The following is a 23166-nucleotide window of genomic DNA, read 5'->3' on the forward strand; positions in this document are numbered from 1 at the left end:
TGAGCGCTCTCAGAAGAGCTGCGTCGAGCCCCTCGGCCCGGCGTGGAAACATGCCAAAACCACCCATTCCGTCCCACTGCTGCACCATCCCGGAGTTCTCATGGAGAAGGACAATGTCGGAGGATGGACTGCTGAGCAGCGACGACGCGGGAAAGACTTCCCGGCAGGGGTTGCCGACGGGTGCGTCTACTCAGTTTTTGCGGAAGTCAGTTTTGCGGAGGGCGGCAGCCACAGGAGGCCCGGGGAATCAGCCGGGTGTGCAACTCTACCATCTTCCCCCGGTCCTTTTCCGCACCAGCCCCATCGAGCATCCGGGAAAAGAGCAGCTCCGCCGCTGTGCGCCCCAGAGCCTCGATCGGCTGCTGCACCACACTGATGGAAGGACGCACCGTCGCCGCCAGCTCAAAGTCGTCGTAACCCAGCAGCGCCACCCGCTCCGGAACCGAAATTCCCAGCTTCTGCAACGCCTCGAAGACAAAGATGGTTGTGCTGTTTTTCAGGGTCAGCAGGGCATCCGGAGGATTGGGGGCCGCCAGCACGCTTTCCACCGCGTACTCCGCCGAGCGATAGTCCTTAATGGATGCATCCAGGATCATCTCAAGGCCGGCCGTCTCAATCTCTTTCTGGTAGCCCTTGATGCGCTCATGAAGCGTGTATAGCGTGGGCTCTCCCGTCAGGCAGGCGATCCGCCGGTAGCCATGGTCGATCAGGTGCCGCGTCGCCATCCGAGCTCCGGCGAAGTTGTCCGCAACCACGGCCGGGATGGGCATGCCTTCCATTGGACGGTCGAGCGTCACCACCGGAACCTGCACCCGCTTGAGCAGCGTGCGCAGCACCTGGCTCTGTGAATTGCCCGGGGCCAGGATGAAGCCATCGGCACGGTGGCGCAGCAGCACATTCACGCTCTCCACCTCGGCATGCGCATCATTCTGGGTCGTCAGCACGATCAGCAAGGAGTCATGCGCGCGCGCAATGGCCTGCGCCGCCTCGGCGCAACTGGAAAAAAATGGATCGGCGATACTCGGAATCACGAAACCGATACTCCGCGTCCGGTCACCCTTCAGGATGCGGGCCGCCTGGTTCGGCATATAGCCCAGGCTCTCGATGACCTTCTGCACCCGTGCCAGCGTCTGCGGGTCCACACGCTGCCCACCGTTGATCACGCGCGATACCGTCGTCGTTCCGACTCCGGCCTTCTTCGCCACTTCGCTCAGCGTAGGATGCTTGCTCTTCTTCTTTGTCATCTTCCCCTGTGCGCAGAGCAGCCCTTTGTTTCTGGCCCGGCCTGCAGTGCATGCAGTCTACGACAGGAATCGCCCGTCTGGACCAGACTCTCACCGAAGCCTGGCCGAAATAGGGGTACTCCCTGCCGTCTCTCCATTTGGAAAGACGAGACAACTGCATACTCAGGATATCCATAGTACTAGAGCCTGTTATGGACTTTCGCGCGCGCGGCGTTGCTGGTGAAAATCGGCGCACCCCAGGCGGAGTCCGAAGGCTGTGGCGGGTCCACCGTCGAGGGCGACAACGAAGTAGCGGTCGATTTTCCCCGCCCCCCAATATTCGTTTTCAGGGGACTGGGGCCAATTTTCCCGATCTCTTCGTCGCTCGCCGCTCGGATATGACCCGATATCCGTCGCGACAAACGCCGTCGCTCCGCAGCATCTCATATGTAAGCTAAGTGTAAGCTAAGCCTCGAGCACAAGGTGTCCTATATCGAGGGAATAAGCTCCTGCCCGGGAATAACCGCAATCACAGGCTTCTGCCCTCTGCGATAAAAGGCAGATCGCTCCCATTCCGAGATGCACCTAACAATAAGTTTCCAGGCAGAACAACGCTCTTAGAAACGCACAACAACGCTCTTAGAAACAAAGATAAGTCGCGACCCTTCGCCTTGTAACCCCGGGAGAGAGTGCGCGAAACTCTGCTTCTTTCCGACAAGACATTGAGGTCCTATCCCAGCTTCTATCTGAATGATCGATTGACGACAGACTCGTTGCTGAAGCGACCCTCTAACCGGAAGCACTCATTCTGTTTTGGCTACTCCAACAAAGAAACCTCTATCAGCAACATCGCGGTTCCCCCAAAAGAGGGAGATACTCCCTGACGATATATATGCAATATATGCATCCGGGTAATGAACCGATGGATTCCCTATTTGAGGACCGGATAGAGCCGAAAGCGGTAAAGTCAATCGGTTTTCATATCACCGGCGATATCACAAATGACGTGAAAACAAAAAATATCTTTCTGGGTGCCAAAATGATATTTTCCACTTCATTTTCCCACAAAAGTAATGTTACTTTTATCGCGTTGGATTAAGCATTGTCCATCCCTAGATGAGTACTTTAGTACCCGCCAAGGGCTGCTTATGACCCCTTTGCCTTCTCCCGAGACGACTCCTGGAAGGGCTCTTCTCGGCACTGGTGCCAAGCGGCAAACCATCACGGAGGTGAATCCATAGCCCGTATGTCAGTTGATACAAAGCAGCGTTATTGCTTTCCACTTCGCCTCTCTTCAACGATGCGCCGGCAGGCGAATGATCTGGCCCACAGTGAAGGACTTTCGCTGAACCACTTCATCAGCCTGGCTGTCGCTGAAAAAATCAGCCGCATGGAACATAGTTCGTGGTTAAAAGAACAGGCGCGGCCCTCACAAGAACCAATGACCTCTTCCTTGTTCCGGCGCCGCCCTTAGCCATTCTTTCCGCTTTGACTCTCGCCCGCTGCAACCAGGCCTCCCCAGGAGGACCGGCAGCGGGCACACTCGTCTTCCGGGATGAAATACAAGCAGGCTGCCCCGCAGTCATTGCCTGCAGGGCATGAAGCAGCAACTACTCGGCAATAGTCCCGCTGGAGGTACTTGCCAGAGTAATCGTCTTATCAGGGAGGAACGGCAGAAGAAAGTTATAGTTATAACTGACTGTTACCGACACGGTGCAGGTAATGCTGTTCGTGCCGTTGATCGTGTCGCAGGCCGCTCCTGTAGCGGTAGTGCCTGGCCAGCTTGTCGACACACTCAACTGGCTCGTGCTGATAAGGGGCGGAACCGTACTCAGGACAAAGTTGCTTACGTTCGTGGATGTAGCCATGCAATCGCCTGCGGTCGTCGTCGAGCAAGTCGTACCGGACCAGTACGAACCTCGAACAATGGCATATCGCGTGGCCTCCCGTGCCGCATTGGTCACATAATGTTGCGCATAAAGTGCCACGGACCCGGCGAGAATGCTGAAGATCGTCATGAGAACAAGGCTCAGCGTGATGGTGAATTCCACCAGCTCGCTGCCTGTTTCCTCCATCCATAACGATCGGAAGGAAGGCTGCAACGGCGTTCGCACCGCCATCCGCGCGGCTCCTCTTGCCATGATGCAGTGCAGGCTCACGCCTAATCCCCTCCCGAGCGCATTTCTACCGTCTTCTGCAGCACGATCGAACTGGGGATTCCAGGGTATGGAAAGATAGGCGTGTACGTATCAGACGCGCTTACCTGCGCATAATTCACATAGTTCTCGCCGCTGCAGGACACAGGCACAGTGACACAGTTGGTGCTGGATTGTGAACCATCGAAACATTCGCAACCGTAGGTTGCAGTCGTCGTCAACGCAGCAAGATTTGGAGCATCCGCCTTGACCGCATCTGCCATTCCAGCGGTATCGGATGGATTTTGCACACCATAGAGAGCTCCGGCATGGGCTGCCGACTCCACTTCAATGGCAATGGAGTAGGCGCGCCCGAAGTCGATGGCACCTGCCATCAGCAGCAACAGTATAGGCATCACCAGCGCCGTCTCGAGAAGACTGGAGCCACTCTCCGAACAGTCTCCCAGACTGCGCTGCGAAGCAGCATACCCTGGCCGCTTCGCGGCGGACAGGTTGCGAGAAAGACTATTGCACCAGTGAGACATCGTCACCATTGAGCGGAGATCCGCTTTGAAGAGTCGCATAGTTATTCCCGAAAGAGCTGATAATCGTAACGTTGAATTCGATATCCTTAGCTACGAGAATGTTGTAGTTATCGGAAATTGCAGCTACACCATAGCTGACCATCGCATCCGGCTCATAGACTGCGCCTTCCATCTTGCTCCCAACCAGCAGGTCCGCCACGAAAGTTCCCGTAGTCGTAACGTTAGGCGCCTGCATGAAGAGCATGCCACCATATTCTCCGCTCGTTGGAGCCGTAAGGCTGAAGCTAGTGAGTCCAAGAGTTGCTGGCGCAGTGATGGAAAATCCTCCGACCGATGTCGATGGAGAGTTTATATTTCCTTCGTTGTAGAACGTCACGCCATCACCCTGGATAGAAGAAAGAGCGGAAATCGTGATGTTCAGGCCGCCCTGCTGAACAAGCGAAAGCAACCCGGTCCCATCCCTGAGAATATAAGTACCCGGCTCAAAGATGACATTGGCCAACACCGCAGCTGTAATGTTGATCCCCCCGCAGTAGACCCCAGGATGGAAGATCACTGTGCTCCCCAGGCCGAGAATAATATTCACTGCATTGGAAGACCCGTAATACGGCGAAGTGAGGCTGGTGCCGCAAGCATTACTCGCGGTACTGGGAGCGAGAAGATAGGCCAGTGGATCATTCGGCTGCGGACGCGGGACACCAGTATGCGCCGGAGGTGTCACACCACAAAGTAGTCCGCTTGATCCTCCGGTCACGTTGACACTCGGAGCGTATACGAACAACGTTACCGGACATGAAAAGGCAGAGCTGGAGTTCGACTCATCGACCATTCCACAGTTGAATTTCTCGATTACGCCTATCGGCATCTGAATCGCATCTGCCCCCGTCTGATCCAACGCATAAATACATGGACCACCGATACCTCGTGCAGCTTCTGCACGTGCGGTCACAGCGACAGTGCTGACTCCAAAGATGCGCGCAAAATACGTTGGGACATAATCCGTAACTACCGCCTCTACATAGTTCTGCTTATTGGCATTGGGATCGCCGGAAACAGCACAGACCGGGTTATTAAGGGTCAGCGTGAGCCCTGTGCTCCCAGGCGTCGCGCAATTCAGACCTAAAGACGCCCCGGTAAAGCCATTCTCGGTAAGAGACTGTGAAGCCGCAGTCTGCATAGAAGGACAATCTGCCGTCCCCCCGCAAATGCGCACCTCGCTGGCCGCGGCCAGTGCCGCAGCATCGGCTGCTGTCTGCAGGTTACGCCGAACATAGCGGAGATGCCCCACATCAATCGCGAAACCGACAAAGCCGAGAATCATTGTCATGCAGAGAGCAACAACAATGGTCGTCTGGCCACGATCATTGCGCAGCAGGAAACGCAGCATGGCAGGATCTGCAATGCCACGCGAGCCGCGATTAGTTGCGCGTATCCATCTCAAGGGTGTGTCCGATCCTGGTTCCACTTTCCACGATCCTGCCCGCCGGGACTTCCAGCACACTGCTGATCTTCCAATGAACCGCAGTGATACGGTTCGGCACCAATGCATTCCACAGGTGAACGACACGATGCTTGCGATCAAGACCGATAACATCGATCGCAAACTTCATTCCTATGGTATGAACTCCCGAGGAAGGCTTAATCCAGAGCCCTTCCTCCGGAGCCAGTTGTCTGCGTCCAAGCAATCCGCGCATCCTGGTGAAACTGGTATTCGCGATCTCGATCTGGCCGCCGATGTTCTTTCCCGTGCTTTCATTCCGCACAGATATGACGCGCATGCTTTTCCCCCACAGCCTCAGGCTGTTTAGGCCGAATTCCGGCTGCGGCGGTAAATGATGATGCCGAGGACAACTACCGCCAGAACCCCTGCGATAAGACGAACCATTGTGACTGTATCCATAACGACTTATTCCCTCCAGCGATGTGGCTCAGTGAAGGCTGCAATGCATTCCGGCTGCAGCCTAAAACAGCCATGGTTAATGTGCGATATCTTTCAAGCTGCTTGCTATCTGCAAAACAGCCGGACCCAAAAGGACAATGAACAGACAGGGGAAAATACAGAAAACGAGTGGGAAGATGATCTTTACCTTGGTCTTTTCGGCAAGCTCTTCTACCTGTTGACGCCTTTTCGTGCGAAGATCGTCCGCAAAGGTACTGAGTGTCTTGACGATAGGTGTGCCAAATCGATCGGCCTGCGTAAGCATGCTGACGAACACCGAAATTTCGCGCACCTTGATCCTGTCAGCGAGATTCTGCCATGTTTCCATGCGCGGACGGCCAGCCTTCTGCTCCTGGTGAACTCGAGTCAGCTCATTCTGCAAATCGCTATGCGACTTGGCGATTTCGCTATTCACCCGAATCAGCGCCTGGTCCAGTCCGAGCCCTCCATCCACACAAATCACGAGCAGGTCGACCACATCTGGCAGGCTTCGGCGGATGCGGTTCCGGCGGATGCGGGCCCGCTCTGTAAGCCAGAATCCCGGAAATATGTATCCCACCGCTACAAAGACAAAGACCCAGAAAAGCGTGTTACTAGGAATGAAGCTGCCGAGAAATGCGCCGGCCAACGGAGTAAGACATTGCGCCGCGAAGTAAAAATCCGGAGCATTCGGTCCTCGATACCCCGCAGCCGCAAGACGATCGATAGATTTTGAACTTACAGAAAGTCCAAGACGAGTGCGGATATCATGCGCCAGCTTAAGAAGCCCATCTTCTAAGCGAGCTAGCCCATGCAGTCCTTCCCGATCGGGGTGATTTCCTCCTATCGCGGCGAGTACTCGCTGCGATTCCCGATTGCCGCGCGATAGAAAAGGGATCAGGAGAAGACCAATCAGGCAGAAGACTATAACCCCAATCGCAACGAAGAAAAGAATCTGCATCGGCGCTACACCTCAATCCCATGAATAATTTGCCGAATAATGAATCCACCGAGGAGAAGAAGGCCAAGACCTACATAAAGCATTCGCTTGCCTACTTCGGTATGAAAAAGCACCTTTGAGTAGCCGGGGCTCACTAAATTGATGAGGGCAAGAAGTCCTACAGGAAGAAGACAGAGAACCCAACCTGTAAGTCGGCCCTGTGCCGTGTGGGTACGAATATCACGCTGGATACGAAGTCGATCGCGCATAATCACGACCAGCCGCTCCAGTATCTCGACCAGGTTGCCGCCTGTATCTCGCTGCACAAGAAATGCAGTAATCATCACCCGTAGATCTTCCGAGGGCATCCGCTCCATCATCTGATTGAGAGCTTCCCTCAGGGGCAAACCATAATTCTGCTTTTTAAATACCTCTGCGAACTCTGTCTTGGCAGGCTCCGGAGATTGCTGCGCAACGATATCCAGTGCCGCAACGACAGAATGACCGGCACGAAGCGACCGCGCACAGGTTTCTACACACTCTGGGAGCACCGCGTTAAAGGCTGCAAGCCTCTTCTTCTGTCGATAGCGCAGATAACTTAGTGGAATGCATCCCATGGCAATCGCTGCAGGAATTGCCATCCACGGAGTACTGAGCTCGAGCAGGATCATTAGAAATCCTGCGGCGCCAAGAACAACAGATAACATGAGTACCGCAGACACGGTGGTCTTAACCTGACTGCGCACGACAAGAGTCGCAATCCTGGCCGCGAATGCCGACTTAACCAGAATTGGTTTCATCCAGCCAAGTACATCCCGCTCCTGCGCAAGCAAACTCTCAGCCCCTGGCAGAAGGATGTTTTGCAGATCAGAAGGCGCAGTGACCACCTGCCTGATTCGACGATCAACGGCAGCCTGCGCAGCTGTTGGTCTCAGTGCAAGCGCAAGAGCCCCAAAGACAATAGACAAGGTGACGAGAAAAACTACGGATATCAGCAGCATGCAGTTCTCCTCTCAAACCTCAACGGCGTGCGTAAGAAAATCAGACGGCAGCGCTATGCCGCATGCAGCCAGCTTCTCTGCAAAACGCGGAATAATTCCTGTGGAATAAAATCGTCCTTTTACCGTTCCAGCCGAAGTAACGCCCTTTCGCTCAAAAAGGAAGAGATCGTTCATGCTGATGTTTTCGCTGAAGGAGCCGGTAAGTTCTGTGATGTGTGTGATACGCCGGCTACCATCGCTCAAACGCGCAACCTGAACAATCAGCTGCACTGCAGATGCGATCTGCGAACGGATGGCGCGCTCCGGCAAGCGAATATCGCCCATCATCGCCATCGTTTCCATACGCGAGAGCGCATCTCGTGGCGTGTTCGCGTGGATGGTCGTCAGCGATCCGTCGTGCCCCGTGTTCATCGCCTGCAACATATCGAGCGCTTCTTCACCGCGAACCTCACCGAGAACAATGCGATCCGGCCGCATGCGCAACGCATTGATCATGAGTTCACGCTGGCGGACTGCCCCACGGCCCTCAACATTCGGCGGTCTTGTTTCCAGGCGAACGACATGCTCCTGCCGCATGAGCAATTCTGCCGAATCTTCAATGGTGACAATGCGTTCATTGCCGTGAATGAAAGACGACAAAATGTTCAGCAATGTCGTTTTGCCCGTTCCGGTGCCGCCTGAAATGACGATGCTCACCCGGGCCTGCACCGCACAGCGGAGCAAATTGAGCATCGGCGCTGTCAGGGTATTGGAACGCAAGAGATCCTCTGCAGCGAGAGGGGTATTACCAAAACGGCGAATAGAAAGAATAGGTCCGTCGATGGCCAGAGGCGGAATAATGACGTTGACACGCGAGCCATCCGCCAGCCGGGCATCCACCATCGGAGAAGATTCGTCGACACGGCGGCCCACCGCAGAAACGATCTTCTCGATGATGTGCATAAGATGACGGTCATCTTTGAAAACAACATTTGTCTTTTCAAGAAGGCCACGCCGCTCTACATAAACAGCGTTGTGCGTATTGACGAGGATGTCGTTCACTGTTGGATCGTGCAGGAGTGGCTCGAGAGGGCCCATCCCGAACACTTCATCCAGCACCTCTTGTGCCAGCTTGTCTCGCTCTGTCACGCTCAGTGGAATGCCATGTTCGACAAGCAAGCGCTGTATCAAGAGAAAGAGCTGCTGCTGGCCAGAGCGCGTATCGTTAAACTCGCTCAAGCGATCAAGATCCAACCGTTTGATGAGTTCTTTATGCACAGCCGACTTGATCTGCTGCTGGAGCACCTCCGGCACACCGCGCGTGTTATGCGGGATTCCGCTGTCACCACCGCTCAGGGTCTCTTCTGTCGCACTCATTGGATATTTCCTCAGCATCTCGGCATCCCAACCACTTATCTCCAGAGCGATAACAATGGTTTCACCCGCTTGGCGCTCACCTCACTCAATGGCGCACCTGCAATCGCTTCGGCCCACTTTGCAAAACGACTTGCCAGTGGAGACTTAGTTCCAGGCATGATTGGCTCCCCAAGATTTGCCGTCTTTGCAAGCTCGAGATACGCATTCGGAATGCGTAGTTTGATCGGCAGCTTGACTGCCTTTTCCACCTGCTCGACAAGAGCAGGATCCAGATCCGAGACACGGTTCAGTGCAATCTCGATCTTCTCGGCGGAAGCATCCAGCAGAAGGAAGCGGTCAATATAGCGGGAAAGATTGCGCAGTGATCCAACATCCTGCGTGGAAACCAGGTAAATGCGCTGCGATGCTTCTATGACCGGCATATTGTGCTCTTCCTGCCGGATATCACAGTCGAAGATGATGTAGTCGTATTCGCAACGCAGGAACTCCAGCGTCTTTGTCAAGGCATCGCCATCCATGGCTCGTGCCCCGCAGCTATCCAACGATGAGAGAACATCCAGGCCCATCGGATGACGGCCTATAAAGCCATGCAGTAACTGGCTGTCGAGGCGATTAAAGTTTTTAACCACTTCCTGAAACTGAGACTTTCTTCCATCCATACCAAGATAGACACAGACGTGCCCAAGCTCCTGGCAATGGTCTACGAGAAGAACGCGCTTGCCTTGCATCTGCGAGAGGAATACGGCCAGGTGCACCGCAAGAGTCGTCGTCCCTACTCCGCCTTTTACTCCGAAGAGAGAAAGAATCGAACCAGACTGTGGCTCCTTGTAATGCGTGCTGAACCATTGCCGCTCAAGCCGGTCGAAGAGATCATTCAGCGTGACTTCCTGCAGAGGGGTCTCCAGGAACTCACTGCATCCCGAGCGCATGGCTACGAGAATTTTGGCAGGGTCTTTACTCTTAGCCAAAGCAACGACGGTGATTTTCCCGGCAAACATCTGCGTGAGATATTGCGCAGTCTCAATTGCCTCTTCCGTGGATCGGCTGAAATCGACGAACGCAATACAGATCTCGGCAGACTTGATGAGTGGAGCAAAATAAGGCCGCTTATCCGGTGAGATATAAGAAGTGAACGTAGCCACTTCACTGCGCCATGTTCTTTTCTTTATCGCATGGTTCAAGCGATCCACGGTATCAGCCCCAAGACAGACAGCAATCACCATAGGATCTGGAACTTCCACCCTATTACCATTGAAAGGCAAAACCCGGCCTCGCATCATATTGTTTAGCATCAGTTAGACTTCTTCTTCTGCAATGATTCGTCGAATTGCTTGGAGTCGATAGAAGGAACCGGAAGATTCGGCTCGCTCATATTCGAGCTTTCCGTGATCGGATTTACGACTTCCGGGGTGACGATCACAATCAGCTCTGTTGTTGAGTGATTCAGATTTTTGGACTTGAACAGCTGACCAAGAATGGGGATGCTCGAAAACCCTGGCGTGCGGCTATAAGCGTCTGTCGTGCGACGATCGAGCAAACCCGATATGGCAAAGCTCTGGCCACTGCGAAGCACGACCTGAGTTTCTGCACGCCGCGTTGAAATGGCGGGGATATCATACCCGTCGATACTCACCTCGTTCGTGTAATCGAGCGCGCTCACTTCCGGTGCGACCTTCAGCTGGATCGTGCCGTCGACATTCACCACTGGCGTGAAATCGATCTTCACCCCATAAGGACGAAACTGAATACTGATAGAAGTGAGACCGCCGGTAGTTCCCTGCACCACCGGGAATGGAAACTCACCACCGGACAGGAAACTTGCTTCCTTTCCGCTGATCGTAGTGATGGTGGGCTCTGCCAGTATCTGGAGGATCTGCTTCGTCTCAAGATCCTGCAAGGTGGCGCCGATATTGAGCGACGAACTGTAGAGCAGAAAGTTGAGCGGACTGGTGTAAGACGCTATCTTGTTTCCGACGGATGCAGAGGTTCCGCTACTGGAACTGCTAGAAGACGATCCGTTCGTTGAAGCCGTGAGGGTGGACGGGAATTGTGTGGTTGTTGTTTGAGCAAGTGTATTGCCGCCGACATTGAAGAAGTTAAATCCGAACTGCATAAGCTTTTGCCTATCAACTTCGACGATGCGGACCTTTAGACGAACCTGCTTGACCGCTGCCGAGTTCACACTCAATGCATTGAAGACATTCTTCGAGTACATCCCGGCCAGTTTTCCTGCCGCATCGGAGTCTTCAGGTGTCGCAACCATGCCTGAAAGCACGATGCGGCCGCCATCGCCCTGTACGTCCACATTCTCTCCGGGCAAAGAGTGTTGTAAAGATGTTCGCAACTGCTCAAGATCGAGATCCGAAGAGATGAGATAGGGCTGAGATTCTCCCGATTCATCCCATACCACCAAAGAACTCACGCCATAATCCTTGGAACTGACCAGCACCTGGTTCGGACTGGCAACATAGGCAGAAATCACACCCGGATTACTTACATAAATTCTGCTCAGGCGATGACGCGTGTTGATATACATCGATCGCCCCACGACCATATGCATCGCCTGTTCATTCGGAGCAGCGCTGGTAAAGTCTGCAGGCTGCGCCGCAACCGCAGAAGCAGAGAGCACCGCCTGTGTCCTGCTCTGCGCCCATGCGCCTGCAGCGACTGCAGTCAGCATGAAAGGCAGGAGCAACGCCTCAAAAGATTTCATTACGCCGCCGGCATATTTCTTCACTGGAAGCTCTCCGTAGTGGACTTATCTCCGCTGATCACCTGAACGTTATATTTCGCAGGCGCGGGGGTCGCTGCTACGGCTCGCACATGGGGATGAGCTTTTGGCTGCGGCAAGCGATTTACTGCATCGGGCTGCCCAAGCGAAGCAAGCTGAATGGGGGCAGCGGCGGATTCCGCCGAGTCCGTCCCGTTTCGCAGCACGAAGTGAACACGACCCTGTGCACTGGCAAGCACGACTCGCTCAGCATCCTGAGGCGAGACCAAGAGCGTCACCACATCGACTGGCGCAGGTTTTCCCTGCGGGTCAGGCTCCATCTTCTGGCCCGCGGTAAGAATTTCCGCATCCTGCAAAACGGTAGATGTTACAGGCATGGCGGAAGACGGCATCGTATAGGTAACAAGCACATCGACATGCGTGCCCGGAAAGAGGAAGCCCGCAACACCTACGACCTGATCCGACTTAAGGGAAAGAGCCCGCATACCGGGCGGAATCTTATTGGAAAGCCCCGCGCCGGAACCGGGTGCGGCGAGCTGGCTTTCGAGCAGTGGCTGACCGGCAGCGACAGGAAAAAGCACAACACGGCCAATTACATCCTGAGGTCGCACGAAGGCTCCTACCAACGCCATCGAGTTCGGCCATGCAATCTGCTTGATATCGGCCGCGGCGAGCACAGATCCAGCATCCAGCGCGTGCGCAGCTGCATAGTACTGCAACCGTTGCCCGCTGTGAGCGTGCGCCAATCTACCTGCGATCCATAGCGTAAAGATGCCCGATACCAGAACAGCGATCAAAAGAGCCACGAGAAGCCGGCGTGTTTTCATATTGGTCAGCCTCGGCTTCCCTGAAGATAGAGCGTGATGCACGCACCTGCCGCGATGGCGATGCCATAGGGCAGCCGCAACGCAGACTGATTCTGGACATTCAATTCCTCATGCGGCTTGAGACCGCTGCGGAGGTGATGCCCTAAAAGCGTGCCCATATTCTTCAACGTAGAGCGAAGCGCTCCTCTACGAAGAATGAGCATCATGGCCAGCACTCCACCGGTGAGGGCAGTAAATACCAGCAGATACGGCAGCTGCGCGAATCCGGCGAGTGCGGCGATAGCGGCGATCAGCTTCACATCTCCGCCGCCCATTCCTCCGGCAAGAAAGAAGAGGAAGAAGACGAATCCTGCGATAAGACCGGCTGCCAGCGAGGTAAGCATGCCAGACCAGCCGTCCATGCCGAAGTGGAGAAGAATCCCGACTGCAAAGGCCGTCAGGCACAGGAGATTTGGAATTCTTCGCGTTCGCACATCCCAGACAGCAGCGATGCCGGCGAAGGCAGATGCTGCGGCGCAGAAGACCACCTGGTGATCTTGCATCATGTTGTGTTCCCTAGAAAGTGTTCGCAGCGATCAAGGTGTGGATGATGCCGGCAGCTATCGAGCAGGCGTCACTCAAGGCATAGAGTCAAACAAAAGAACAAAACGACAGGGATACTTCCGATAAGTTGTGCCTGGGGCCTCGCATAAGCGATAGCCCCGGCGCATGTGGCGCAGCTACTCACTTAGCCAGCAGCAGTCGTCAAATCGGTATCAATAGCGGTAAACACTTTTGCAATATCGGTGGCCAGCGTCTGCAAAGCGGTGACTGAAACAAGGCCAACCAGGCCGGCAACCAGTGCGTATTCGATCAGGTCCTGGCCCGACTCATCCGAGATCAGGCGATTCATGATGGCTTTCATGTTCTTCACGGGATTACTCCTTCAAGGCAATAGTGAAATGGAGAGACTCACACACGTATGAGACGGATAGCTCACGGTGCGCACGGCATGGAATTTCTGGGTGACGTGAAAAGGCATCGGGGGTGACGCCAATTGCGGGAGCACAATAAGAAACTACGTTTCTCGATTACTCCAGCGAGCCTTCGCCGCCTCTCTTCTACGACGTGGCCATCTGCCTCTTACCTGCTCTCATTGCATTCTTGCGATCATGCATGAGTTATTGGCTTTGATATGCCATCATTTAACCACGGCCATTACTGATTGCAAGTACCACCTGCACAAATATCACCGTTTTGATATCACTGGCGATACCTGGTAACCATCCGCAGTTATCTTACTCACAAGGGAAGTCTCGTTTCTTCCATGACATCTTATTTCCATAGTCAACCGGGGGAGAGCGGAATATGATGAGATGCTTATTTCATTCCTCATCCGAACGATTACTCACGATGCTTCCTCTCCATCGAAACGCTCTTGAAGCACTCGCACTCGGCTCCGGAGTGGCAGGCATATTGTCCCTGGCTTCGGCCTTCTTTTGGTGGACGTCATCTCGCCGCTCTCTTCACAAGAAGATGCAGGAGGATCACGAGCGTTCGCTGGAGTTCGCCTCACAACAACAGAGCTTCCAGCTGCAAAACGATGCCCTGCAGCGAGAAATCCGTCAGCGGCAATGGATGGAAGCAAAGCTGATGCATCTGGCATTCCATGACAGCCTGACAGGGCTGGGAAATCGTGCCTTTCTGCTCGAGTCTCTGCAGGCACCACACGAGACTGGCCCGCGCAGAGACAAGTCCACCCGATATCTCATGCATCTTGGCCTGGACAGATTTCAATCCGTCAATGATCTCTTCGGGTATCAAGCAGGCGACCTTCTACTAAAAGAGGCTGCAGAACGGTTAGAAGGCATCCTCTCCGATGAAGACATTGCGGTTCGCTTGACTGCAGACGAATTCTGCATCCTCTTTGGAAAGATCACCTCCCATGACCAGGCCATTCGCATGGCGATCCGCCTGCTGCGACTGATGGAGAAGCCCTACACGCTGCAGCAACAGGAATTTCCGGTCACGGCGAGTATCGGCGTGTGCGAACTGCAGCCGCGCTACTCCGACGGCGAAGAACTGCTGCGCGCGACGGCTACCGCATTGACGCGAGCCAAGAAGCAAGGCGGCAACTGCTATGTCTTTTACGACCGCGTCATCTTTGAAGATACGCTGCGTGCGATTGATACGACTCTGCAACTCCGCACCGCGGCAGAGCTCAATCAATTCGAACTTTATTACCAGCCGCTCGTCGACATGCGTGATCTTTCCATTTACGGGGTAGAGTCTCTCATTCGCTGGAATCACCCCACCAGAGGGCTCCTGGCGCCAGGAGCCTTTATTCAGTTGGCTGAAGAATCCGGATCGATTCTTCCCATGGGTATCTGGGCCCTCAAGCGGACGGCGGAAGATATTCGCACCATTCAGCAGGAGTTACACTGCGACCTGGTTTTCAGCATCAATGTTTCCAGCCCTCAACTGGAAGATCCAGACTTTCTCCGCCACATCCGGGAACTTACGAACACCTGCGGCATCGATCCTTCCCTGCTGCAACTTGAAATCACGGAAAGCGTTTTTGTGCGCGATCCACACCGTATCGGCAAGCTCCTTCAGGAGATTCGCGCACTCGGTATCAGGATCGCTCTCGACGATTTCGGAACCGGATACTCTTCGCTCAGCTACCTCGCGCAACTCCCGATCGATGTGCTTAAAATCGATCAGTCCTTCGTGCGCGACATGATGCGTCACGACCTCAATCTGGAAATCGTAAAGCTTCTGATCGATCTGGCGCGTACCGCAAAGATGAGCATCGTCGGCGAAGGGATCGAAACACCGGAGCAGGCCCTTGCGCTCCTGCATGCCGGCTGCAACTTTGCACAGGGCTATCTCTATAGCCGGCCTGTTCCACTCAGCAACCTCCTCCTGAAACTTCGCCAGGGCATTCAGGCGCGTGAAACCAGGCTCTGTCAATAGAGCAGCGCCGGCTCTCTCTCATGCGAGGAGCGGCCCACATGTTTCTTTCCAACGCCTACTGGCAAAAAAAGGCCGGCATCAAATTGCCCGATGCCGGCTCCATCAAAGGTCCCAGGACAGAGACCACTTCTTCATGTGGATGAAACGCAAACCTTACTGACCATCTGGAACGAGCTGCGCGCGCCGGTTCTGCTGCATGCAGCTTTCGGTCGTTTCCGTACAGAACGGCTTCTCTTTCCCATAGCTCAATACTTTCATGCGTGACTTGTTTACACCGGCTTCCGCCAGTGCTTTGCGTGTTGCTGTGGCACGCTTGAGCCCCAAGGCGATGTTGTATTCTGCCGAGCCACGCTCGTCCGCATAACCTGCAATCGTGATGCTGAGATCCGGATGCGCATTCAGATACGCAGCATCCTGCGCGATCCCTCCCTGCTCATCCGAACGAATATGCGAGCTGTCGTAACTGAAGAACATATCCACGACATGCTTGTGAAAGTCATCCATGTCGGCAGGAGGCACAATCACTTCCGCCGGCTGTGTCGAATTTTGAGCTACGGCTTCCTCCCGAACATGAAATGAGGCCTGGCAGGTCGCGCTCACGGATGGATTGGAGACAAGCGATGCACGCCCATCGACTCGATACACTCCGGGCGCGAGATGCGAAGTATCGATCGTGACCATGCGGCCGGTGCTTTCTATCGCGCCGGCATTGCTGGTCCACGAGTACGTGACATCCAGCTTGTCTGGCAAGGTCATCGTCTCGCCGATTACCTGGACCGCATTGCCTGCCGATACTTCCTGCGCACCGACACTGCAGTTGAACTCGATCTCCGAACGCGTTTCCGGAGGGACACGCATCGGCGGCGCCGGTGCTATGTGATTTCCGCCGAAACGAAAGACAATGCCCGTGCTGATTTGAAGCTGATTTTGCGAGCCATTGCTGCCGTTTGGAAACTCGGTGCGAAGATACTGCGCATTGAAGGTACGAATTGCGATGCGCGGCGTGAGATTGAAATCCAGTCCGCCTCCGGTTGAAAAGGCAAAGCTCTCGGCACTGCTCTTCGAGCCAGTGCTGGTGGGGAAATAAGATCCCGTACCGCGCGCGCCGCCAGCGAGGAACTGGCCAAACGCTGTCAGCCGGGAATGATTCCACAAAAAGCGCGGCCCCCCCATGTAGGTCATCAGCGTAAGGTTCTGGCCCAGCGTGCTGATGTCAGTGGCATGACCGGCAGTGACCATGCCCGCCACGCCCAGCCATTTCTTGAAGTTAAAGTCGCCTTCTACGAATGCGCCATTCATCGTGAAGCATTGGCAGGATGCAGGCGGAGCATTGGCATCGATCAGGTTGTAGCCGCCGGCAAGATCAAAGCGCGACGTGTAATCGACATCCTGGGGAGTGGCCCGCTGCCCATAAGCAGCGGCTCCCCCGGCAAGCATAAGCAGACCAATTAACAACTTCGAGCGGATCATCCTTTTCTCCTATCTTGAACATTCAGATCTGGCGTGCCGCTGCTCAATAGAGCAGCGACACGCTGGGTGAAGTCGTCAACGGACTCGTATTGAGCAACACGAATCTGTCAGGAGAAATGGCGTAGATCACGGTTGTGCCGTCTCCGAGCAGGTAGCGTCCTGCCGTTGCCGGGGTGGTGTTGCTGTTCGGATCAGAGAGTGTATAGGTGGTGGTGGTAGTTTCGCCGAGTTCCAGCACATTGATCGTGCCCACTCCGACATTCATGTCGAGGGTGTAACTCGCCTTACCGGCTCCATTTGCAGTGAAATATCCCGACGTATTGATACTGGCCAGCGAACTTGCCGGGATCGTGGAATCGACGAACGTTCCATCGAGTGTCGACAGGCTGAACGGCGAACCCGTCTGCTGCTCGATGTGTCCGAGACCGGCGTAACTGCTCTCGAGGAAATAGCCGGTTCCAGGACTGGTGAGATAGACGATGCGCGGTGCCGGCGGCCCTGTAGGCAGACCAAGGATGGCAAGCAGCGTAGCAATCAGGCTCGGCGGCTGAGGATAGTCCAGCTCGCTGCGTCCATTGCTCGCAACCTCGCAGGTAGACGTTCCGGTTGCAGTGGAGTTGCCCAGCAACGCCTGCAGCAGCGTGCTGGAGTTGGAGAGGCCGGTGAGGTTATCCACCAGGCTGGTAAGACCCGCGCTATCCACGTTGGTCGTATTGCAGGTGCCCGCGCCGTCGCCGCTGGCGCGGAAGATGGTTGCGGTGGAGAAGTTGAGTACGCTCTGCAGTGTGGTTCCGAGCAGGCCAGGATCGGACTGTGCATTCTCATATCCGATAAACGGCCCATTCAGATCCGTGTTCGAGAAGCTGCTCATGGTCTGCAGCTGCGCCGTGCCGGCCAGCAGAGAGTAGGCGGAGTGCTTGTCGGTTGACATCACGAACGCCTCGTTCGCATTCACGATGTAGACCGCGTAGTCCGACGGATATACACCGTCAGAGATGCTGGAGTTACTGAGCGTCATCGCCAGTCGCCCATTCTGGTCGGCAGCCTCGTAGCTGCCGGTCAGCGGTGCATTCGGGAAATTCACGCTCGCGATGTTGGCATCGGCCGCGCCGGTGCTGATCGTACCGGCACCGTCCGTGGTGAACTGACCTACCGTCGCCACAGGCCCGGAAGCGATGCCAATGGTGCAGGAGACCAGGCAGGGAGTGTCACCCGAGAATCCAAAGGCATAACTGCCTTTGAGTCCGGCGGAGTAAGCGGAGGTGGTCTGCGCCAGGAGCGAGCCGCTGCCCTTGGTGCCTACCAGTTGGTCGTCGTCGTACTCAATCAGGCTGCCCTGCGTGGAGACCGTCGCCGGCGATACAGGAGCCTTGAGCGAGATGGCATAGGTGAAGGTCTGATCGGTCGTGCCGTCCGAATTCAGAGTTGTGATGGTGATGAAGCCCCGGCTGTCGGAGTTCACGATGTAGGTGCCAAGGAATGTCTGCGTTGCCACCGTGGTTCCGGCAGGCGCCGAAGACTGATGGTTCGCATCCAGCTCGCCGGCCGTGATGCCACCGGTTCCGTCCGCGGTAAAGCTGCCGACGGTCGCCGTCTGGTAGGCAAGCACTCCGGCCACCACGTCGTCATATCCCTGGAAGAGATACGCATAGGGACCGGTAAGCTCCGAGTCGTTCGGAGAAGACTGATACACGACCAGGAGGATCAGGTTGTCGGTGGCCGTGGCCCCCTTGCTGTCGGTCACGGTAACGGTGAAGCTGCTAGCACCCGCTGCCGTCGGCGTGCCACTGAGAACGCCGTCGGAGGCGAGCGTAATGCCTGCCGAAACAGTTCCCGTCGTCACGGCGTAGGTGTAAGGCGCCGTGCCGCCGGTGGCCTGCAGCGTATAGGAGTACGGGGTGTTCAGGATGGCATTCGGCAGCGTCGCCGCAAGGGTCAGCGTACCGGATGGGTTAATGGTGATGCTTTCGGGACCAGTCACCGTCTTCGCCGGGCTCTCCGAATCTGTCACCGTCACAGTTACAACACTCGTCTCCGCTGTCGTCGGCGTACCGCTTACCGTGCAGCCGCTCAGCGTAAGACCTGCAGGCAGCGTGCCGCTATTGATCACGCAGCTGTAAGGCGAGGTGCCACCGCTTACGCCGATCGTGGCGCTATAAGCGATGCCTACCGTACCATTCGGTAGCGTAGAGGTGGTCAGCGTCAAACTCGCCGGCGAGATCACGATCGTCTCAGGACCGGTTGCCGTCTGCGCCGGGCTTCCGGAGTCCGTCACCTTCACAGTAACGGTGGAAGACCCGGCTGTGGTCGGCGTGCCGCTCACGGTGCAGCCGCTCAGCGTGAGGCCAGCAGGCAACGTGCCGCTGGTGATCGCGCAGCTGTACGGCGAAGTGCCTCCACTGGCGCCGATGGTCGCACTGTAGGGCACTCCTACCGTGCCATTCGGCAGTGTGGTGCTAGTCAGGGTTAGAGTTGCCGGAGAAATCACAATCGTCTCCAGGCCGGTGACCGTCTGCGCCGGGCTACCCGAATCTGTCACCTTCACGGTTACAGTCGAGCTTCCCGCCGTGGTCGGCGTACCGCTTACCGTGCAGCCATTCAGGATCAAGCCTGCCGGCAGCGTGCCGCTGGTGATCGCGCAGCTGTACGGCGAAGTGCCTCCACTGGCGCCGATGGTCGCACTGTAGGGCACTCCTACCGTGCCATTCGGCAGCGTCGTGCTGGTCAGGGTTAGAGTTGCCGGAGAAATCACAATCGTCTCCGGGCCGGTGACCGTCTGCGCCGGGCTACCCGAATCTGTCACCTTCACGGTTACAGTCGAGCTTCCCGCAGTCGTCGGCGTACCGCTTACCGTGCAGTCGCTCAGAGTAAGGCCAGCAGGCAGCGTGCCACTGGTGATCGCGCAGCTGTAGGGCGAGGTTCCGCCGCTGGCACCGATTGTCGCGCTATACGCAACGCCTACCTTGCCGTTCGGCAACGTGGTGCTGGTCAATGTAAGAGTTGCCGGAGAGATCACGATCGTCTCCGGGCCAGTAACTGTCTTTGCCGGGCTTCCGGAATCAGTTACCTTCACCGTGACTGTCGAGGTGCCCGCTGTCGTCGGCGTGCCACTCACGGTGCAACCACTGAGTGCCAGACCCGCAGGCAGCGTACCGCTCGTGATCGCGCAGCTGTAGGGTGATGTTCCGCCGCTGGCACCGATCGTCGCACTATACGCAACACCCACCGTACCATTCGGAAGCGTGGTGCTGGTCAGGGTTAAGGCCGCTGGAGAGATCACGATCGTCTCCGGACCGCTGACTGTATCTGCGGGGCTCGCCGAATCGGTCACCTTCACCGTGACCGTCGACGTCTCCGCTGTTGTTGGCGTACCGCTCACCGTGCAGCCGTTCAGCGTAAGGCCTGCAGGCAACGTGCCGCTCGTGATCGCGCAGCTGTAGGGTGATGTTCCACCGCTGGCTCCGATGGTCGCGCTATACGCAACGCCCACCGTACCGTTCGGCAACGTGGTGCTGGTCAAGGTAAGAGTTGCCGGAGAGATCACGATGGTCTCGGGTCCCGTGGCTGTCTTCGCGGGGCTTCCCGAGTCCGTCACCTTTACGGTAACCGTCGACGTCTCCGCTGTTGTCGGTGTACCGCTCACCGTGCAACCGCTCAGCGACAGGCCCGCAGGCAGCGTACCGCTGGTGATCGCGCAGCTGTAGGGCGAAGTTCCACCGCTCGCGCCGATGGTCGCACTATAAGCCACGCCCACCGTGCCGTTCGGCAGTGTCGTTGTCGTAAGAGTCAGGTTCGCCGGAGAGATCACAATTGTCTCCGGGCCACTGACTGTATCCGCGGGGCTCGCCGAATCGGTCACCTTCACCGTGACCGTCGACGTCTCCGCTGTTGTCGGTGTACCGCTCACCGTGCAACCGCTCAGCGACAGGCCCGCAGGCAGCGTACCGCTGGTGATCGCGCAGCTGTAGGGCGAAGTTCCACCGCTCGCGCCGATGGTCGCACTATAAGCCACGCCCACCGTGCCGTTCGGCAGTGTCGTTGTCGTAAGAGTCAGGTTCGCCGGAGAGATCACAATTGTCTCCGGGCCACTGACTGTATCCGCGGGGCTCGCCGAATCGGTCACCTTCACCGTGACCGTCGACGTCTCCGCTGTTGTCGGTGTACCGCTCACCGTGCAACCGCTCAGCGACAGGCCCGCAGGCAGTGTACCGCTGGTGATCGCGCAGCTGTAGGGCGAGGTTCCACCGCTGGCTCCGATCGTCGCGCTGTAGGCAACGCCGACCGTGCCGTTCGGCAGCGTGGTGCTGGTCAAAGTTAAGGTGGCCGGAGAGATCACAATCGTCTCTGGGCCAGTGACGGTATTCGCCGGACTTGCCGAATCGGTCGCCTTCACTGTAACCGTCGAAGAACCTGCTGTTGTCGGAGTGCCGCTCACCGTGCAGCCGCTCAGCGAAAGTCCTGCAGGCAGCGTGCCGCTGGTGATCGCGCAGCTGTAGGGCGAGGTTCCACCGCTCACGCCGATCGTCGCACTGTAAGCGACGCCCACCGTGCCGTTGGGAAGCGTCGTGGTCGTGAGAGTCAGCGTGCTAGTTGCCGCATTCACGGTGATCGACGCCGAGGCCGTGGCTGTAGCGCCGGTAGAATCCTGCACCTGGACAACGAAGGTCGAAGATCCCGCTGTCGTCGGAGTACCAGAGATCACTCCGGTCGAAGCAGAGATCGTGAGCCCGGCAGGCAGCGTGCCTGATGCGATGCTCCAGGTATAAGGCGTCACACCGCCGCTTGCAGTCAGCGAAGTCGTGTATGCAACACCAACCGTGCCGGGAGGCTGTACGCCACCGGTCAGCGTCAAAGGCGTCGTGGTACCGGAAGTAGAAACAGTGATGGTCTCGTTTACCGTCGCGGTATAGGGCGTCACGCTCTGGTCGACAACCTGCACCACAAATGTCGATGTGCCCTGCGTCGTCGGAGTACCCGAGATCACACCCGTGCTGGCATTGAAGGTCAAACCATCCGGCAGCGATCCACTCGCGAGGCTCATCGTCAGCGTGCCCGTGCCGCCGCTCGGCGTAAGCGTCGCTGAGTATGCCGTGCCAACCGTGCCCGCGGGCAGCGATCCGCTAATCTTCGGATCGGGGTTGACTGTAACGCTGACCGTGCGCGAATTCGAGGTATTCGCAATGCCAGCCGTCAACGTAACCTGCGACTGCGATGTGATGCCCGACGGAGCAGTATAGGTCACATCCGTACCGGTAGTGGCGGAGAGACTGCCACATGCGCTCCCACTGCAACTTGCTCCAGCAATGGCCCAGGAAATCGTCTCGGTCCCGGAAAGATTCGCTGTAATGCCAACCGACTGGCCCGCATCCATCGTGATCGAAGATGCAGAGAGCGAAGTAATCCCATTACCGGCATAGCCGCTCGCGCCGCAGCCCGCAAGAACAATCGTAAAAGCGGATACCAGCAGGGCAGCACTTATGCCGACACCACTTCGAGCTATCTTCAGGAGGCGGGAGCTATAACTCGCATCTACTTTTTCGGGGGACGACAGGAAAGGTTTGGCCTTAAACATCGGGGTATGACTCCTTGACTGATCACAGGCACACGGCCTCGCGAGCGGCTGAGAGCCGCAGTTCGATAGCCATAAGCACTTATGCGAAGAATTCGCTGACAAGGCCACGCATACGATTCACGCAGCGAAGTACATCAAGAAGACAGGCAGTACCTAACGATCTGGTTACTTACGTCCAGCCCATAGTATGTCCGCTAGGAACATTTACAACATCAGAAAGAAGAAATATTCACGTTTCAATATCACGGATGACATCACTGTCCGAGCAGATAGAAAAGCGCGCGTGACATAAGTAGCGATATGACCCGTGGCAGGGCGATAGCATTCCACCCATATAGGCCATCAAGACAAGCACTTACCGACCCGACACTGTACAAATGAGCAAATAAGAGCAAGGCAGGAAAGCTCGCAACTAAGAAATGCGGGAATGGCCTTCTATCCATGAATAATCCGAAAGACACGGATTATCATTTACACTCCCAGATCACACAGA

General features: G+C 56.2%; 17 protein-coding genes. 2 read left to right on the top strand and 15 right to left on the bottom strand.

Annotation, left to right across the window (positions count from 1 at the left end; all coding sequences use genetic code 11):
- Positions 1 to 206: 206 nt before the first annotated feature.
- Positions 207 to 1244, bottom strand: a complete 1038-nt coding sequence (locus ESZ00_RS16280; RefSeq protein ID WP_129209396.1) for a LacI family DNA-binding transcriptional regulator — start codon at positions 1242 to 1244, stop codon at positions 207 to 209.
- A gap of 1225 nt (positions 1245 to 2469) precedes the next feature.
- Between ESZ00_RS16280 and ESZ00_RS16285 the strand changes: the two genes are divergently transcribed.
- Positions 2470 to 2697: a hypothetical protein gene (locus tag ESZ00_RS16285; protein WP_129209397.1), complete on the top strand. Its 228-nt coding sequence runs from the start codon at positions 2470 to 2472 to the stop codon at positions 2695 to 2697.
- 136 nt (positions 2698 to 2833) lie between these two features.
- Here the strand turns inward: ESZ00_RS16285 and ESZ00_RS16290 are convergent, their stop codons facing one another.
- From ESZ00_RS16290 to ESZ00_RS16345, 12 genes are all read right to left on the bottom strand, one after another.
- Positions 2834 to 3343 carry a TadE/TadG family type IV pilus assembly protein gene (locus ESZ00_RS16290; RefSeq protein WP_164981558.1) on the bottom strand — a complete coding sequence of 170 codons (510 nt, stop codon included), beginning with the start codon at positions 3341 to 3343 and terminating at the stop codon, positions 2834 to 2836.
- 41 nt (positions 3344 to 3384) lie between these two features.
- Positions 3385 to 3942 carry a TadE/TadG family type IV pilus assembly protein gene (locus ESZ00_RS16295; protein WP_373283905.1) on the bottom strand — a complete coding sequence of 186 codons (558 nt, stop codon included), beginning with the start codon at positions 3940 to 3942 and terminating at the stop codon, positions 3385 to 3387.
- Positions 3884 to 5290, bottom strand: coding sequence for a pilus assembly protein TadG-related protein (locus ESZ00_RS16300; protein ID WP_129209399.1), 1407 nt, complete (start codon positions 5288 to 5290; stop codon positions 3884 to 3886). Before ESZ00_RS16300 ends, ESZ00_RS16295 begins: the two co-directional genes overlap by 59 nt.
- Positions 5291 to 5321: 31 nt before the next feature.
- Positions 5322 to 5681 carry a DUF192 domain-containing protein gene (locus ESZ00_RS20515; RefSeq protein ID WP_204520227.1) on the bottom strand — a complete coding sequence of 120 codons (360 nt, stop codon included), beginning with the start codon at positions 5679 to 5681 and terminating at the stop codon, positions 5322 to 5324.
- A 198-nt stretch (positions 5682 to 5879) separates the two neighbouring features.
- Positions 5880 to 6782, bottom strand: a complete 903-nt coding sequence (locus tag ESZ00_RS16310) for a type II secretion system F family protein (RefSeq protein ID WP_129209400.1) — start codon at positions 6780 to 6782, stop codon at positions 5880 to 5882.
- Between the two features lie 5 nt (positions 6783 to 6787).
- Complete coding sequence (locus ESZ00_RS16315) at positions 6788 to 7762, bottom strand: type II secretion system F family protein (protein ID WP_129209401.1); 975 nt, start codon at positions 7760 to 7762, stop codon at positions 6788 to 6790.
- Positions 7763 to 7774: 12 nt separating this feature from the next.
- The gene (locus ESZ00_RS16320) at positions 7775 to 9118 is read right to left on the bottom strand and encodes a TadA family conjugal transfer-associated ATPase (RefSeq protein ID WP_129209402.1); all 1344 of its coding nucleotides are present in this window, start codon (positions 9116 to 9118) and stop codon (positions 7775 to 7777) included.
- 35 nt (positions 9119 to 9153) lie between these two features.
- On the bottom strand, positions 9154 to 10341 hold the full coding sequence (locus ESZ00_RS16325) for a CpaE/TadZ family protein (protein ID WP_164981559.1): 1188 nt from the start codon (positions 10339 to 10341) through the stop codon (positions 9154 to 9156).
- Positions 10342 to 10409: 68 nt separating this feature from the next.
- A complete protein-coding gene (locus ESZ00_RS16330) occupies positions 10410 to 11855 on the bottom strand; it encodes a type II and III secretion system protein family protein (RefSeq protein ID WP_129209404.1) in 1446 nt (481 codons plus the stop codon).
- Positions 11852 to 12676, bottom strand: a complete 825-nt coding sequence (cpaB, locus tag ESZ00_RS16335) for a Flp pilus assembly protein CpaB (protein WP_129209405.1) — start codon at positions 12674 to 12676, stop codon at positions 11852 to 11854. The genes ESZ00_RS16330 and cpaB overlap by 4 nt, the downstream gene beginning before the upstream one ends.
- Before the next feature lie 5 nt (positions 12677 to 12681).
- Positions 12682 to 13221, bottom strand: a complete 540-nt coding sequence (locus ESZ00_RS16340) for an A24 family peptidase (protein WP_129209406.1) — start codon at positions 13219 to 13221, stop codon at positions 12682 to 12684.
- Between the two features lie 182 nt (positions 13222 to 13403).
- Positions 13404 to 13580 carry a Flp family type IVb pilin gene (locus ESZ00_RS16345; RefSeq protein WP_129209749.1) on the bottom strand — a complete coding sequence of 59 codons (177 nt, stop codon included), beginning with the start codon at positions 13578 to 13580 and terminating at the stop codon, positions 13404 to 13406.
- Between the two features lie 611 nt (positions 13581 to 14191).
- On the opposite strand from ESZ00_RS16345, the gene ESZ00_RS16350 reads away from it, so the two are divergent.
- Complete coding sequence (locus ESZ00_RS16350) at positions 14192 to 15631, top strand: putative bifunctional diguanylate cyclase/phosphodiesterase (RefSeq protein WP_164981560.1); 1440 nt, start codon at positions 14192 to 14194, stop codon at positions 15629 to 15631.
- Between the two features lie 153 nt (positions 15632 to 15784).
- On the opposite strand, the gene ESZ00_RS20370 is transcribed toward ESZ00_RS16350, so the two are convergent.
- Positions 15785 to 17101: an OmpA family protein gene (locus tag ESZ00_RS20370; protein WP_229741130.1), complete on the bottom strand. Its 1317-nt coding sequence runs from the start codon at positions 17099 to 17101 to the stop codon at positions 15785 to 15787.
- 43 nt (positions 17102 to 17144) lie between these two features.
- Positions 17145 to 22673, bottom strand: a complete 5529-nt coding sequence (locus ESZ00_RS16360) for a beta strand repeat-containing protein (protein WP_129209408.1) — start codon at positions 22671 to 22673, stop codon at positions 17145 to 17147.
- Positions 22674 to 23166: the final 493 nt, after the last annotated feature.

The organism is Silvibacterium dinghuense, from assembly GCF_004123295.1.
Classification (GTDB): Bacteria; Acidobacteriota; Terriglobia; order Terriglobales; family Acidobacteriaceae; genus Silvibacterium; species Silvibacterium dinghuense.

What these genes read in the sequence shown, in the direction of transcription:
- ESZ00_RS20370 (WP_229741130.1), bottom strand. Translation starts at nt 17,101, where the DNA reads ATGATCCGCTCGAAGTTGTTAATTGGTCTGCTTATGCTTGCCGGGGGA.
- ESZ00_RS16320 (WP_129209402.1), bottom strand. Translation starts at nt 9,118, where the DNA reads ATGAGTGCGACAGAAGAGACCCTGAGCGGTGGTGACAGCGGAATCCCG.
- ESZ00_RS16285 (WP_129209397.1), top strand. Translation starts at nt 2,470, where the DNA reads ATGTCAGTTGATACAAAGCAGCGTTATTGCTTTCCACTTCGCCTCTCT.
- ESZ00_RS16290 (WP_164981558.1), bottom strand. Translation starts at nt 3,343, where the DNA reads ATGGCGGTGCGAACGCCGTTGCAGCCTTCCTTCCGATCGTTATGGATG.
- ESZ00_RS16350 (WP_164981560.1), top strand. Translation starts at nt 14,192, where the DNA reads ATGCAGGAGGATCACGAGCGTTCGCTGGAGTTCGCCTCACAACAACAG.
- ESZ00_RS16280 (WP_129209396.1), bottom strand. Translation starts at nt 1,244, where the DNA reads ATGACAAAGAAGAAGAGCAAGCATCCTACGCTGAGCGAAGTGGCGAAG.
- ESZ00_RS16315 (WP_129209401.1), bottom strand. Translation starts at nt 7,762, where the DNA reads ATGCTGCTGATATCCGTAGTTTTTCTCGTCACCTTGTCTATTGTCTTT.
- ESZ00_RS16360 (WP_129209408.1), bottom strand. Translation starts at nt 22,673, where the DNA reads ATGTTTAAGGCCAAACCTTTCCTGTCGTCCCCCGAAAAAGTAGATGCG.
- ESZ00_RS16310 (WP_129209400.1), bottom strand. Translation starts at nt 6,782, where the DNA reads ATGCAGATTCTTTTCTTCGTTGCGATTGGGGTTATAGTCTTCTGCCTG.
- ESZ00_RS16325 (WP_164981559.1), bottom strand. Translation starts at nt 10,341, where the DNA reads ATGGTGATTGCTGTCTGTCTTGGGGCTGATACCGTGGATCGCTTGAAC.
- ESZ00_RS20515 (WP_204520227.1), bottom strand. Translation starts at nt 5,681, where the DNA reads ATGCGCGTCATATCTGTGCGGAATGAAAGCACGGGAAAGAACATCGGC.
- cpaB (WP_129209405.1), bottom strand. Translation starts at nt 12,676, where the DNA reads ATGAAAACACGCCGGCTTCTCGTGGCTCTTTTGATCGCTGTTCTGGTA.
- ESZ00_RS16295 (WP_373283905.1), bottom strand. Translation starts at nt 3,942, where the DNA reads ATGCGACTCTTCAAAGCGGATCTCCGCTCAATGGTGACGATGTCTCAC.
- ESZ00_RS16300 (WP_129209399.1), bottom strand. Translation starts at nt 5,290, where the DNA reads ATGCTGCGTTTCCTGCTGCGCAATGATCGTGGCCAGACGACCATTGTT.
- ESZ00_RS16345 (WP_129209749.1), bottom strand. Translation starts at nt 13,580, where the DNA reads ATGAAAGCCATCATGAATCGCCTGATCTCGGATGAGTCGGGCCAGGAC.
- ESZ00_RS16340 (WP_129209406.1), bottom strand. Translation starts at nt 13,221, where the DNA reads ATGATGCAAGATCACCAGGTGGTCTTCTGCGCCGCAGCATCTGCCTTC.